This is a genomic window from Pseudomonas wayambapalatensis (genome assembly GCF_049942315.1).
Classification (GTDB): domain Bacteria; phylum Pseudomonadota; class Gammaproteobacteria; order Pseudomonadales; family Pseudomonadaceae; genus Aquipseudomonas; species Aquipseudomonas wayambapalatensis.
Window position 1 is genome coordinate 37171 of the sequence record NZ_JBNFMU010000219.1, and the last position, 13832, is coordinate 51002.

The 13832-nt window shown below is 62.3% G+C and carries 12 protein-coding genes and 1 pseudogene; 10 read left to right on the top strand and 3 right to left on the bottom strand.

Annotated elements, in window-relative coordinates; translation table 11 throughout:
* The first annotated feature begins 4 nt into the window (after window positions 1-4).
* The 5 genes from ACPZMI_RS19780 to ACPZMI_RS19800 all read left to right on the top strand — a co-directional run bounded on the left by ACPZMI_RS19780 (window position 5) and on the right by ACPZMI_RS19800 (window position 5910).
* Window positions 5-1255, top strand: a complete 1251-nt coding sequence (locus ACPZMI_RS19780; protein WP_426352888.1) for a glycosyltransferase family 4 protein — start codon at window positions 5-7, stop codon at window positions 1253-1255.
* Window positions 1255-2220 carry a UDP-glucose 4-epimerase family protein gene (locus tag ACPZMI_RS19785; protein WP_426352889.1) on the top strand — a complete coding sequence of 322 codons (966 nt, stop codon included), beginning with the start codon at window positions 1255-1257 and terminating at the stop codon, window positions 2218-2220. Before ACPZMI_RS19780 ends, ACPZMI_RS19785 begins: the two co-directional genes overlap by 1 nt.
* Window positions 2217-3227 carry an MraY family glycosyltransferase gene (locus tag ACPZMI_RS19790; RefSeq protein ID WP_426352890.1) on the top strand — a complete coding sequence of 337 codons (1011 nt, stop codon included), beginning with the start codon at window positions 2217-2219 and terminating at the stop codon, window positions 3225-3227. The genes ACPZMI_RS19785 and ACPZMI_RS19790 overlap by 4 nt, the downstream gene beginning before the upstream one ends.
* Window positions 3228-3319: 92 nt before the next feature.
* Window positions 3320-5314 carry a polysaccharide biosynthesis protein gene (locus tag ACPZMI_RS19795; RefSeq protein WP_426352891.1) on the top strand — a complete coding sequence of 665 codons (1995 nt, stop codon included), beginning with the start codon at window positions 3320-3322 and terminating at the stop codon, window positions 5312-5314.
* 263 nt (window positions 5315-5577) lie between these two features.
* Complete coding sequence (locus ACPZMI_RS19800) at window positions 5578-5910, top strand: ComEA family DNA-binding protein (protein ID WP_426352892.1); 333 nt, start codon at window positions 5578-5580, stop codon at window positions 5908-5910.
* Window positions 5911-5966: 56 nt separating this feature from the next.
* Here the strand turns inward: ACPZMI_RS19800 and ACPZMI_RS19805 are convergent, their stop codons facing one another.
* Window positions 5967-6134: a DUF2897 family protein gene (locus ACPZMI_RS19805; RefSeq protein ID WP_186666580.1), complete on the bottom strand. Its 168-nt coding sequence runs from the start codon at window positions 6132-6134 to the stop codon at window positions 5967-5969.
* A 180-nt stretch (window positions 6135-6314) separates the two neighbouring features.
* Between ACPZMI_RS19805 and pyrF the strand changes: the two genes are divergently transcribed.
* Window positions 6315-7016 carry an orotidine-5'-phosphate decarboxylase gene (gene pyrF, locus ACPZMI_RS19810; protein WP_063545755.1) on the top strand — a complete coding sequence of 234 codons (702 nt, stop codon included), beginning with the start codon at window positions 6315-6317 and terminating at the stop codon, window positions 7014-7016.
* 75 nt (window positions 7017-7091) lie between these two features.
* Here the strand turns inward: pyrF and ACPZMI_RS19815 are convergent, their stop codons facing one another.
* Window positions 7092-8093, bottom strand: coding sequence for an NADP-dependent oxidoreductase (locus ACPZMI_RS19815; RefSeq protein ID WP_426352893.1), 1002 nt, complete (start codon window positions 8091-8093; stop codon window positions 7092-7094).
* Window positions 8094-8322: 229 nt separating this feature from the next.
* Here ACPZMI_RS19815 and ACPZMI_RS19820 point away from each other — a divergent pair, with 229 nt between their 5' ends.
* The gene (locus ACPZMI_RS19820) at window positions 8323-9084 is read left to right on the top strand and encodes an SDR family oxidoreductase (protein ID WP_125931674.1); all 762 of its coding nucleotides are present in this window, start codon (window positions 8323-8325) and stop codon (window positions 9082-9084) included.
* On the opposite strand, the gene ACPZMI_RS19825 is transcribed toward ACPZMI_RS19820, so the two are convergent.
* Entirely contained in the window at window positions 9035-10210 is a 1176-nt protein-coding gene (locus ACPZMI_RS19825; protein WP_426352894.1) for an MFS transporter, read from the bottom strand. The genes ACPZMI_RS19820 and ACPZMI_RS19825 overlap by 50 nt on opposite strands.
* Before the next feature lie 120 nt (window positions 10211-10330).
* Between ACPZMI_RS19825 and ACPZMI_RS19830 the strand changes: the two genes are divergently transcribed.
* The 3 genes and pseudogenes from ACPZMI_RS19830 (at window position 10331) to ACPZMI_RS19840 (ending at window position 13788) form a co-directional block, all read left to right on the top strand.
* Window positions 10331-11728: an aminotransferase-like domain-containing protein gene (locus ACPZMI_RS19830; protein WP_186666572.1), complete on the top strand. Its 1398-nt coding sequence runs from the start codon at window positions 10331-10333 to the stop codon at window positions 11726-11728.
* Between the two features lie 971 nt (window positions 11729-12699).
* A pseudogene (locus tag ACPZMI_RS19835) lies at window positions 12700-12876 on the top strand (hypothetical protein); the annotation flags it as partial.
* A 204-nt stretch (window positions 12877-13080) separates the two neighbouring features.
* Complete coding sequence (locus ACPZMI_RS19840; protein ID WP_426352895.1) at window positions 13081-13788, top strand: methyl-accepting chemotaxis protein; 708 nt, start codon at window positions 13081-13083, stop codon at window positions 13786-13788.
* The last annotated feature ends 44 nt before the right edge of the window (window positions 13789-13832 follow it).

A 13832-nucleotide genomic window follows, 5' to 3' on the forward strand; every position in this document is an offset into this window, starting at 1 on the left:
CTGCATGTCAGAGAAACCATTAAAAGTGCTGGTGGTCACGCAGTATTTCTGGCCGGAAAACATGCGGATCAATGATATGGTCCGCGATTTGGTCGAGAAGGGCCACGACGTGACCGTTTTGACAGGCCTTCCCAATTATCCTGAAGGCGTGGTCTTCGAGGCTTATCGGAAGGATCCCGCGCGTTTCAGTAACTATCATGGCGCGCAGGTCGTTCGAGTGCCCATGCGAGCGCGTGGTAAAGGCACCCTGGGCTTGATAATCAACTATGCGGCGTTTTTTACCAGTGCCTCGACAATCGGAGCCTACAAACTGCGTGGGCGCGCATTCGACGCGTTGTTTGTGTACGCCGTGTCTCCCATCATGTCAGCCATACCGGCGATCGTGATTGGTCGGCTCAAGCGTGCCCCGGTATTCGTCTGGGTGCTCGATCTTTGGCCTGAAACGCTTCGGGCTGTGGGTGTGATCAAGCATGCGGGGCTGCTGTCATTGGTCGGCCGCATGGTGTCCTGGATCTACAATCGGACTGATTACCTGTTGCTGCAATCCCATGGTTTCTTTGACAACGTCAGACACTACTGCACCAGGCCAATCGATTCGGATCGCCTCGTGTATTTTCCCAGCTGGGCCGAAGATGACTTTTCCGTCGAAGCCCCGCCGACTCGGCTGATCGAAGCGGATCCGACGGTGTTTACCGTTGCGTTCGCCGGCAACCTGGGTGAATCCCAGGACTTCCCCTCGATCCTCGAGGCCGCGCGATTGTTGCGCGACAAAGTTGCGGTGCGCTGGGTCATCGCCGGTGACGGCCGGATGGGCGAATGGGTGGCCGAGCAGGTGCGCGAGCGTGGGCTCGAGAATGTCCATCTGCTCGGACGTCATCCGCTGGAGGAAATGCCAGGGCTGTTTGCCTGTTCGGATGCCTTGCTGGTGTCGTTGAAAACCAACGATGTCTTCGAGAAGACCATTCCGGGCAAGGTCCAGGCCTACCTGGCCTCCGGTCGACCGCTGCTGGGCATGATCAATGGTGAGGCTGCTCGCGTCATCCGTGAGTCCGGTGCCGGGCTTGCGTGCGATTCGAGCGATGGAAAAGGCCTTGCACGAATCATTACCGAGCTTGCCGGGCTGACGGCCGAGCAGCGTGCTGACATGGGCAAGGCGGGGCGTGACTACTACCTCACGCATTACTCCAAGGCCAGGCTCATGGAGCGCCTGGTGTCTCATTTCCGTACAGCAACGCAGCGCAAGGCGGGCAAGTGATGTCGAGCAGGATTCTGTTGACCGGTGCAACCGGTTTTGTAGGCAAGGCGGTGCTGGAGAAGCTGCGCCAACGTGGCGATTCGGTTGTCATCGCGGTTCGCCAGCCAGGTTTCGAACCCGCTTCGGGGGTTGAGGCGTTCCATTGTGCCCAGCTCGATGGCGAAGCGGATTGGACTCCGGCACTGCGTGATGTCGGCACCGTCATTCACTGTGCCGCTCGTGTCCATGTGATGAACGATACCGAGCATGATCCTTTGGCCGCCTTTCGACGTATCAACGTCGAAGGTACCCTCAATCTGGCACGCCAGGCTGCAGCAGCAGGCGTGCGCCGCTTTGTCTTCGTCAGCTCGATCAAGGTCAACGGTGAAGGGACGGCCAAGGGACGCCCGTACACGGCCGACGACATACCTGCACCTGCCGACCCCTATGGTGTGTCCAAGCGCGAGGCGGAAGATGCACTGCATCAACTTGCCCGGGAAACCGGCCTTGAGGTTGTGGTCATCCGCCCTGTGCTGGTCTATGGGCCAGGCGTGAAGGCCAACTTCCAGGCCATGATGCGTTGGCTCGACAAAGGCGTTCCGCTGCCTTTCGGTGCCATCGACAACCGGCGCAGCCTGGTGGCCCTGGACAATCTGGTCGATCTGATCACCACCTGCATGGATCATCCAGCAGCGGTCAATCAGACCTTCCTGGTCAGCGATGGTGAAGACCTCTCCACCACCGGTTTGTTGCGGCGCATGGCTGCAGCACTCGGGCGCCCGGCGCGGCTTCTGCCAGTGCCTTCGGCGCTGTTGGAGCTGGCGGCGACCTTGCTGGGCAAGCGTGCGTTGTCTCAACGTCTGTGCGGGTCGTTGCAGGTCGATATCGAGAAAACCCGTTCGTTGCTGGGCTGGACTCCCCCGGTGAGCGTAGACAACGCGTTGCGCCAAGCAGCGCGTGATTTTCAGGAAACTACAAGAAAATGAATCAAGCGTGGTTGCTTCCGCTGGTGTTGGTGCTGTCGTTTTCGTTGACGGCAGTGTTGCGCCGCTATGCACTGGCCAAGAGCATCATCGACATTCCCAATGCGCGCAGTTCCCATGCGGTTCCCACGCCGCGTGGCGGAGGTGTTGCCATCGTAGTGGCATTCCTGCTGTCGTTGGCCGCCGTGGCACTTGGTCAATTGGCCGACTATCCGATGCTCGTGGCATTGGGGGGCGCAGGTGCTGCCATCGCAGTCATCGGTTTCATGGATGACCATGGGCATATCGCGGCACGCTGGCGCCTCTTGGGGCACTTCGCCGCCGCTGCCTGGGCGTTGTTCTGGCTTGGCGGGTTTCCTGCCGTGCGGGTATTGGGCCTGGACATCGATCTGGGATGGGTGGGGGCCGTGCTCGGGGCGTTTTACCTGGTCTGGTTGCTGAACCTTTACAACTTCATGGACGGTATCGACGGCATTGCCAGTGTCGAAGCACTCTGTGCCTGCCTGGGCGCTTGCCTGGTCTATTGGGTGGGTGGCTTCGAGCACTTGATGATCCTGCCTTTGCTGCTCAGTGCTGCCGTGCTGGGTTTCCTCTGCTGGAATTTTCCACCTGCAAGGATATTCATGGGGGATGCCGGCAGTGGCTTCCTTGGCATCGCATTGGGCGTTCTTTCGCTGCAGGCAGCCTGGACAGACCCATCGCTGTTCTGGTGCTGGCTGATCCTGCTCGGCGTGTTCATCGTCGATGCCACTTTCACCCTGATTCGCCGCCTGGCAAGGGGTGACAAGGTCTATGAGGCTCATCGCAGCCACGCTTATCAATTTGCCTCTCGGCAATATGGGCGGCATTTGCCCGTCACGCTCGCGGTCGGTGCAATCAATCTGTTCTGGTTGTTACCCATTGCCTTGTGCGTCATGCTGCTGAAACTCGAGAGTGCGTTGGCGCTCGTTGTCGCCTATGTGCCGCTGGTCGTGCTCGCGGTACGTTACCGAGCTGGCGATCTCGAATAATAGTGAGTTGTAAAGGCCTGCTGCACCTGCGGCGGGCCGTGGTCATTCAAGACAGGCTTCGTAGGGGAGCGGTAAAGGTGTTCGAAGGGGTTATGGATAGATTGCGGACCTTTCTGCTGGGATTGCCTCGCCGTTACAAGCGCCTCCTTCAGGTCGCTACCGATATAGTGCTGGTTTGGGTAGCCCTGTGGATGGCGTTCGTCGTCCGGCTGGGTATCGACGAGGTGTCCAACCCCGTCAAGGATCACCCTTGGCTGTTTGCCGCTGCGCCTGCCGTGGCGATTCCGTTGTTCATCCGCTTCGGCCTGTACCGGGCGGTCATGCGTTATTTCGGCAATGATGCCCTGATCGCTATCATCAAGGCTGTCAGCCTGTCCTCGCTGATTCTGGGTGTGATCGTCTACTGGTACAGCAATCATCAGAACGTCGTGCCGCGCTCGATCATCTTCAACTACTGGTGGTTGAGTCTGATCATGGTCGGCGGGCTGCGCCTGGCCATGCGTCAATACTTCCTGGGGGACTGGTTCGCAGCGGTGCAGCATGTGCCGTTCACCAATCGGGAGGATGGACTGACCAAGGTCGCGATCTACGGCGCGGGCTCGGCCGGTAACCAGTTGGTTGCTGCGTTGCGTCTGGGTAAGGTCATGCGGCCCGTTGCGTTCGTCGATGACGACGACAGCATTGCAGACAGGGTGATTTCCGGGCTGCAGGTCTTCAAGCCCAAGCATCTGCAACGCATGATCGACAGGACCGGTGCGCAGGAGGTGCTCCTGGCCATTCCTTCGGCGACACGGGCGCGCCGTCGGGAAATTCTCGGGCTGCTCGAAGGCTACCCGCTTCATGTTCGCAGTATCCCGGGGTTCATGGATCTGGCCAGTGGCAGGGTGAAGGTCGATGACATCCAGGAGGTCGATATCGCAGACCTGCTGGGCCGTGACGCTGTACCGGCACAGGCTGACCTGCTGGAGCGCTGCATTTCTGGCCAGGTAGTCATGGTGACGGGGGCGGGCGGTTCCATCGGCTCCGAGCTATGCCGACAGATTCTGGGCCTGGGGCCGAAAGTACTGCTGCTCTTCGAGCACAGCGAATTCAACCTGTACAGCGTGCTTAGCGAACTGGAAAAGCGCATTGCGCGTGAATCGCTGTCGATCAGGCTGTTGCCGATACTGGGTTCGGTGCGTAACCAGAGCAAGCTGATCGATATCATGCGTGCCTGGCGGGTAGATACGCTCTATCACGCTGCGGCCTACAAGCATGTGCCCATGGTCGAGCACAACATTGCCGAAGGTGTGTTGAACAACGCGATGGGTACGCTGTACACCGCCCAGGCGGCGCTCCAGGCAGGTGTTTCGAATTTTGTCCTGATCTCGACGGACAAGGCGGTCAGGCCGACCAACGTGATGGGCAGCACCAAGCGCCTGGCCGAGATGACCCTGCAGGCGCTGAGCCGGGAGCTGGCGCCTGTCCTGCTGGGTGAAACAGGCAATGTTGCCCAGGTCAACAAGACCCGTTTCACCATGGTGCGCTTCGGTAACGTCCTCGGCTCTTCGGGCTCGGTCATTCCGCTGTTCCACAAGCAGATCCAGGCAGGTGGGCCACTGACCGTTACCCATCCCAAGATCACGCGCTATTTCATGACCATTCCCGAAGCCGCCCAGTTGGTGATTCAGGCTGGCTCCATGGGGCAAGGCGGCGATGTGTTCGTGCTTGATATGGGCGAGCCGGTGAAAATCGTTGAGCTGGCAGAGAAAATGATTCACCTGTCAGGGTTGAGTATTCGCTCGGAGCGCAACCCACTGGGTGATATCGCCATCGAGTTCTCGGGGTTGCGTCCAGGCGAGAAGCTCTACGAGGAGCTGCTGATAGGCGACAACGTCGAGGCGACCCGCCATCCGATGATCATGAGCGCCAGCGAAGACTACCTTCCGTGGGACACACTCAAGGAGCGTCTGGAGGCCCTGCTGAAGGCTGTCGAGAACGACGATTACGCACGGGTACGCCAATTGCTCAGAGAGACGGTGAGTGGCTACGCTCCCGATGGCGATATAGTCGACCTGATGTACCAGCAGCGTCGCCTGGAGCCATGAGGCTTGGAAGGGGCTCATGTGGAACACTGTCGGTGTTTCACATGAGCCCTTTCTGTTTTTATCGTTATTGTGTAATCGCAAGTTTTAATTCGGACGAGTTGATGTAGGAGTCGTCTGAATGTATTGAATGTTCTATTTCATTGTTTCGCGCAAGTTACTATTTTCCTGATTCGTCTGCTTTACGGCATAACGGCCGGCGGGTAATGTCACCTCGGCAGTGAGGGAAATACTGCCGAAGATAAACCCACAAGGAGATGTACATCATGCGCAACAGTGTTCTGTCTTATCTTTTCCTTCCTCTGTTCGCCTGCCTGTCGGTGTCCGCTCACGCCGTGACACAAACGGTAGAGCAGATGCCCCGTGCAGCAATGGCTACTGGCGCCGTTCAGGCGCAATCGGCCAGGCTCGACCTGAACAAAGCCGATGTGCAGGTTCTGGAGGCCGGGTTAAGCGGTATTGGCAAAGCCAAGGCCGAAGCCATCGTGGCCTATCGGGAGGCCAATGGGCCTTTCACATCCGTTGATGAGTTGCTTGAAATCAAGGGCATCGGCAACGCGCTGCTGGAGCGCAATCGCGACAAGTTGAAAGTGGAGTAAGCCAGCATGAAGAGCCGACCGGCATTGCGCTGGTCGGCTCTGGCTGCTTGGCCTGGTTATTTGTCCTGCGCCTCCTTGGCATCCATTTCCGCATTCCGCTCATGGACCTTGCGCAATTGCTCCTCGGTCAAGGGCAGTTTCTTCGCCGTATCGCGCAACATCATCAACCCACCGACGATCGAGCCGAGGGCTATGATGAGTATCAGCCAGGCATACCAGGGCATTGTCGTTCTCCTGTGATCGTTAATGTGCCGCGTGTCATTTCATTCGACCGACAACCCAGTCTGTACGTTCAATTATAGCCTTCGGCCATCGCCTGCCCAGCCAGTGGATCTGCGGCCCCCAAACCGTGGCCCACTTCGTTTACAATGCGCGCCGTTTACGACTTGCCAAGAGACCTGACCATGTCCGCCTGCCAGACGCCCCTGATCGTCGCCCTCGATTTCCCTACCCGTGAGGCCGCCCTGAAGCTGGCTGACCAGCTCGATCCGGCGCTGTGCCGGGTCAAGGTCGGCAAGGAGCTGTTCACCAGCAGCGCCTCGGGCATCGTCGAGACCCTCTGCGCCAAGGGCTTCGAAGTCTTCCTCGACCTGAAATTCCATGACATCCCCAACACCACGGCAATGGCGGTCAAGGCTGCCGCCGAGATGGGCGTGTGGATGGTCAACGTGCACTGCTCCGGCGGCCTGCGCATGATGTCGGCCTGCCGTGAAGAGCTGGCCAAGCGCAGCGGGCCGCAGCCGCTGCTGATCGGCGTCACCGTGCTGACCAGCATGGAGCGCGAGGACCTGGCAGGTATCGGCCTGGATATCGATCCACAGGAGCAGGTGTTGCGTCTGGCGGCGTTGGCGCAGAAGGCCGGTATGGATGGCCTGGTGTGCTCGGCGCTGGAAGCGCCGGCATTGAAAGCTGCGCATCCGGCGCTGCAATTGGTGACTCCGGGTATTCGGCCGGCGGGCAGCGCCCAGGATGACCAGCGCCGTATCCTTACGCCGCGCCAGGCGCTGGATGCTGGCTCCGACTACTTGGTAATCGGCCGCCCGATCAGCCAAGCGGCGGATCCGGCAAAGGCGCTGGCGTCGGTGGTGGCCGAGATTCGCGGTTGATTCGATCCAGGGGCTGCCATGCAGCCCATCACGGTACAAGGCCGCTCCCGCACGGAGCGGCCAGCTGTATCCGTTTTAGACCTTCAGCACCAGCTTGCCGAAGTTCTCCCCGCTGAACAGCTTGAGCAGCGTTTCCGGGAAGGTCTCCAGGCCTTCGACCACATCCTCCTTGCTCTTGACCTTGCCACTGGCCAACCAGCCAGCCATTTCCTGCGCAGCCTTGCCGTACTCCTTGACGTGGTCCATCACCACGAAGCCTTCCATGCGCGCGCGGTTCACCAGCAGCGACAGGTAGTTGGCTGGTCCTTTCACCGCCTCCTTGTTGTTGTACTGGCTGATGGCGCCGCAGATCACCACCCGGGCCTTGAAATTCAGGCGGCTCAACACCGCGTCGAGGATGTCGCCACCGACGTTGTCGAAATACACATCCACGCCTTTGGGGCATTCGCGCTTGAGGCCGGCGAGCACGTCTTCGGCCTTGTAGTCGATGACACCATCGAAGCCCAGTTCATCCTTGAGGTACTGGCATTTCTGCGTGCCGCCGGCGATCCCCACGACGTGGCAGCCCTTGAGCTTGGCAATCTGCCCGGCGATGCTGCCAACCGCGCCGGCAGCGCCGGAAATGACAACGGTTTCGCCGGCCTTGGGCTGGCCGACGTCGAGCAGGGCGAAGTAGGCGGTCATGCCGGTCATGCCCAGCGCAGACAAATAGCGGGGCAGGGGTGCCAGGCGCGGGTCGATCTTGTGCAGGCCCTGGGGCGTGCCGGTGAAGTAGTCCTGTACGCCAAGGGCGCCGCTGACATGGTCGCCGGGCTTGTAGTCCGGATGTTTGGAGGCGACGACTTCGCCGACGCCCAGCGCGCGCATCACCTCACCCAGGCCCACCGGCGGGATGTAGGACTTGCCTTCGTTCATCCAGCCACGCATGGCGGGGTCCAGCGACAGGTAGAGGTTGCGCACCTGGATCTGGCCGTCGGCAGGTTCGGCGGCGGGGCCCTGCTGGTAGTCGAAATCTTCGCGGCGCACGGCACCGACGGGGCGTTTGGCGAGCAGGAAGCGGCGGTTGGTCTGGGTCATGGTATCTCTCCCTGTAGATGGCAAAGCCTGTTGATAGACCGTCGAGCCTGGCCAGGCAAGGTTGACCGGGTTGGCGAATGCCCGGTAATCCACCTCGATGATCTGGCCGACAGCGCACAATCACTGCAAACGATGGTAGTCCAACCGTGCTCCTGATGATGCTGCCCAGCCGGGCGGTGCTCTGACTAGACTCGGTCTCTACTCGATCTCTGTGAAACAGGAGCCTGTGATGAGCATGACTTTTTCTGGCCAGGTCGCCCTGGTCACCGGCGGTGCGGCAGGTATCGGCCGAGCCACGGCCCAGGCGTTCGCCGCCGAAGGGCTGAAGGTGGTGGTGGCAGACCTCGACGTGGCCGGTGGCGAGGCAACCGTCGCACTGATTCGCGAAGCCGGTGGTGACGCGCTGTTCGTGACCTGCGATGTGACCCGCGACAGCGATGTGCGCCAGTTGCACGAGAAGATCATCGACGTCTATGGCCGCCTGGACTACGCGTACAACAACGCCGGCATCGAGATCGAGAAGGGGCGTCTGGCCGAGGGTAGCGAGGCCGAGTTCGACGCGATCATGGGGGTCAACGTCAAGGGCGTCTGGTTGTGCATGAAATACCAGTTGCCGCTGCTGCTGGCCCAGGGCGGTGGCGCGATCGTCAACACCGCGTCGGTGGCCGGGCTGGGCGCAGCACCCAAGATGAGCATCTATGCTGCGTCCAAGCACGCGGTGATCGGCCTGACCAAGTCGGCGGCCATCGAGTATGCGAAGAAAGGGATTCGGGTCAATGCGGTGTGCCCGGCAGTGATCGACACCGACATGTTCCGCCGCGCCTACGAGGCCGATCCGCGCAAGGCCGAGTTCGCCGCAGCGATGCACCCGGTCGGGCGCATCGGCAAGGTCGAGGAGATCGCCAGCGCGGTGCTTTATCTGTGCAGCGATGGGGCGAAGTTCACCACCGGCCATAGCCTGACCGTGGATGGCGGTGCCACGGCCATCTGATCGAGACGCGTGCCGAGATCAGCAACGCCAGCGCCACCGCGACGCAGCCCAGCAGCAGGGCTGCGCCGAACAGCATCAGCGCCATGCGCGAGCCGAGGCGATCACTGAGCAGCCCGGTGAAGATCACCGGCAGGCTGAAACCCAGGTAGGCGAGCAGGAAAAAACCGGCGCTGGCGCGGGTCTTCTGGTTCCCTGCGAGAGTGTTTACCGCCGCCAGCCCACCAAGATAGATGAAGCCATAGCAGGCGCTGCTGGCGGCCACTGCGCCTGCCAGTACCGCTGCCAGCCTGCCGTTTTCGGCACCCCAGGCCAACAGGGCGTAGCTCAGTGGCAGGATCGCCAGGCCGAGCAGCGTGGCGCGCACGCTTGCCAGGCGCCGAGCCAGCGGCTGGAACAGCAGGCCGCAACTGATTACGCAGAAGGTGGAAAAGCCCGACCACTCGCTCAGCCCGTGCTGGCGCAGTACACCGGGCAGCAGCGCGATGACCAGCCCGGTGCAGGCCCAGGCCAGCAGGATCGCCAGGCCGAAAGGCAGGCTGCCGGGTGGATAGCAGGGCAGGCGCAGCATGGCGCCGTGTTGTGTCGGACGACGGTCAGGCAGGCGCCACACCAGCAATAGGGCGACGGCGGCCAGCAGCAGTTGCAGGTAGAAGCTACCCGGGCTCAGGCTCGGGCCAAGCAACAGGAACAGACTGGTCAGTGCCGCACCCAGCCCGAAGCCCAACGAGGTGCTGGCGGTTACCCAGTTGGCAGCCCGGGTACTGTCATCGCCGCCCAGCAGTTCTCCCATGTAGGCGGTCGCGGTGGTCGTCGCCAAGGCCGTACCGACGCCCATCAGCAGGCGGGTCATGGCGAGGGTTTCGAGGCCGGGTGCGAGCAGGACGAGGGTTGTGGCCAGCATCGACAGTAGCAATGCGGCCATGATCAGGGGGCGGCGGCCGATCCGGTCCGCCAAGCCGCCGAAGGCCAGCAGCACGGGAAGCACACCCAGTACATAGCTGGAGAATGCCAGGGCAGTGGCAGCGGCGCCGTATCCGGACAGGTCGGCGTAGGTGGTGTAGAGCGGTGCCTGCAGATTCACGGCGAGGGTGATCAGGCACAGGGCGAAGGCCAGGCGGGCGGGCATGGAGAGTCCATAGGCAAGAGGGTGGTGCAGCCACATTGGCGTGATCACGATGCAGCGACAAGGCACACATTTACGCGATTTATGCTTAACTGTTCCCTTGAAAACAACAAACACTTCACCATGCACATTCCTCTGGATCGCCTCAGCCGCACACCTCTGGTGCAACAACTTACCGAGCATCTGCAAGCCTGGATCGAGACACAGCGTCTGCGCCCCGGTGCGCGGCTGCCGTCGATTCGCACCTTGGCCAGCACTCTAGACGTCAGCCAATCCTGTGTGATCGACGCTTATGACCGTCTGGTGGCCATTGGCTGGCTCGAGGCGCGCCATGGTGCCGGCTTCTTCGTCGCCGAGCGCAAGCCGGGGGTGGCCCAGGAGGATGCCATGGCCTGGGGCGATGCCATCGATGGCAGTTGGCGGCAGTTCAGCGACGGCCACGATGCCATGCTCAAGCTCGGTTGTGGCTGGCTGCCCACCGCCTGGCATGCGCGTGAGGCCCTGGCCCAGGCGATACGTCTGGTCAGCCGTGGCGACCCCGAAGACCTGTTCCGCTATTGCTCGCCGCTGGGGTTGGCCAGCCTGCGCCAGCAGTTGCACAAGCGCCTGTCGCAGCTGGATATCCCCACCGCTCCTGAACGCATTCTCACCACGCAAGGCGGCAGCCATGGCCTTGACCTGCTGGTGCGGACCCTGCTCAAGCCCGGCGATACGGTGGTGGTCGAAAGCCCCGGCTACTACAACCTGTTCACCCTGCTGCGTCAGCATCAAGTGCACATGCTGCCGTTGCCGCGCACGCCTTCGGGCCCTGATGTGCAGGCGCTCGAGCGGCTGCTGGTCGAGCATCGCCCGCGTTGCCTGTTCGTCAACAGTCTGTACCAGAACCCGACTGGCACCAGCCTCAGCCCCAAGACCGCCTATCGCTTGCTGGAGCTGGCACGCGAGCATGACCTGCGGATCGTCGAGGATGACATCTACGCAGACTTCCAGGACGGCCCGGCCACGCGGCTGGCGACGCTGGACAGCGAACAGCGGGTGATCTACCTGGGCAGCTTTTCCAAGACCCTGAGCAGTGCTCTGCGAGTCGGCTACATCGCCGCCGACGCCGAGCTGATCGGTCAACTGGCACAGTTGAAGATGGTGACCGGTATCGGCACTTCACGCTTCGTCGAGCAAGTGGTCGGGCAGATGCTAGCCAACGGCAGCTACCGCAAGAGCGTGCAGCGTTTGCGGCTGCGCCTGGCCCAGCACATGGCCAAGTTGCTGGGGCAACTGGAAGCGTTCGGGTGGGAGGTGTTCTGCGAGCCCTATGGCGGCATGTTCGTCTGGGCGCGGGTGCCGGGCCGGGATTTCGCCTGGCTCGATCGCCTGGCGCTGGAGCATTCGGTGCTGCTGACCCCGGGCAGCGCTTTCGATCATCTGGGCGCCGACAGCGACTGGCTGCGCATCAATGTCGCGTACGGGCAGGACATCCGCGCCCAGGCCTTCTTCTCACATGCAGGGCGACCTGCAGATAGCTGAAAACGACAGGGGCATAGCTATTTGACACCATTCTGACGTCAAGCCCTTGTGAGCCGGCCGGCACGGTTGTCACTCTTGGTATTCGGGAACACCTGAATGGGCAAGGGGGAGCGGCGATGGGGGCGACCAAGCGCGGTAGTCTGTCCAATCTGGGCATGGCACGTAAACTCGGCCTGGGCTTCGCCCTGGTGCTGCTGTTGACCCTGGCGGTGGCGGCCATCGGAGTGTACGCCCTGAACAATGTCGGCCAGCGCTTCGATGGGCTGCGGCAGATGGGCGAGGTCAATACCGACCTGCTGCGCCTGCGCCAGCATGAGCAGGCCTTCGCCCTGCGTTCCGACATCAAGGAGGCCGAGGCGCTGCGTGCGGGCTTGCAGACGTTGCTCGAGCGCGTACGTGGCCTGCCGGCACTGGCGGCGAGCGAGGCGGATCTCAATGCCTATGGCCAGGCCTTCGATGCCTTTGTCGAGGCCGTGCAGGCCAAGGAGCTGGCGCTGGATACGGCTGGCTGGTCGGTTTCCAGCGTCGCCAACAATCTCGATGTGCTGCAGGCCGGGCTGGCGGACGATGGCGCCTACACCCTCAAGCAGTCTCAGGGCCAGCAGGGCAGCGAGTTTCTCGATCAGGCCGCGCAGGTGGCCCAGGTCTCGCGCCTGATGCTGCAGGCGATGGACGAGGCGCGGGTGCGTCTGGAGCAGGGGCGCAAGGGGGAAGAGGCGGTGTCCGCCGGGCGCATCGCACAGACGGTCGAGGCGGCGAATCTGGTCGATCAGCTCAAGACCTCCGTCACCGATTCCGGTTACCAGAGCGTGCTGGGTGAAGTGGCCGGGCATATCGCCACCTTCTCCGACAAACTCAACGAATACACCGATGAACTGGCCAAGGAGCAGGGCACCAAGACCCAGTTGCAGGCCAGCGCCGAACAGGTCACCAGCCGGGTTGACCAGGCCTATGCGGCGCAGCAGGAAGCCATGCGCCAGGAGCTGCTGCACAACGCGCTGGCCATCGCCATCGCCACGGCCCTGGCGTTGCTGGTGGGCATCGTTGCCGCCTGGCTGATCACGCGCGCCGTGGTAGGGCCGCTCAAACGGGTGATCGACAGCGCCCAGCGCATCGCGGCCGGCGATCTGGTGGTCGAGGCGCAAGTGGCGGGGCGCGATGAGGTGGGGCAACTCACCCTGGCCATGCAGCAGATGGCCGCGGGGCTGTCAGGTATCGTCAGCGGATTGCAGCAGGGCATCGAACAGTTGGCCGGCAACGCCCAGGCGCTGTCGGCGGTGACCGAGCAGACCAACCGCGAGGTGGGCAGCCAGAAGGAGGAGACCGAACAGGTCGCCACCGCGATGCAGCAGATGACCGCGACCGTGCACGATGTGGCGCGCAATGCCGAGGAGGCAGCGCAGGCGGCACAGGATGCCGACGACAAGGTCGAGTCCGGTCAGCAGGTGGTGCGCCAGAGCATGCAGCGCATCGAACAGCTGGCCGAGGCTGCGGAAACCGCCAGCGCCGGCATCGACAGCCTGAGTGCCGAGATCCACACCATCGGCGATGTACTGGAAGTGATCAAGAGCGTCGCCGAGCAGACCAACCTGCTGGCGCTCAACGCGGCGATCGAGGCCGCGCGCGCCGGTGAGCAGGGCCGTGGTTTTGCTGTGGTGGCTGATGAAGTGCGGGCCTTGGCGCGGCGTACCCGGCAGTCGACCGAGGAGATCGAGCGCCTGGTGGCCAGCCTGCGCGGCAATGCCCAGCAGTCGGTGGCGCAGATTCGTGGCAGTACCGAGCTGGTGCGCATGGCCGTGGCCGATGCGCTGCATACCGAAAGCGCCCTGGGCAGCATCGCCTCGGCGGTGTCGCTGATCCAGCAGATGAACCAGCAGATCGCTGCGGCAGCGGAGCAGCAGAGCTCGGTGGCCGAGGAGATCAGCCGCAGCGTCACACAGATTCGCGGCAGTGCGGATCAGGCGGCGTTGGCGATGCAGGACAATGCGCGGTCGAGTGTGGAGCTGGCGCAGTTGGGAGATGAGTTGAAGGGGATGGTGGGGCATTTCCGCTTGGGATGAGGCTGGCCTCTTCGCGGGCAAGTCGCAGCGGCGAACCGCCGCTC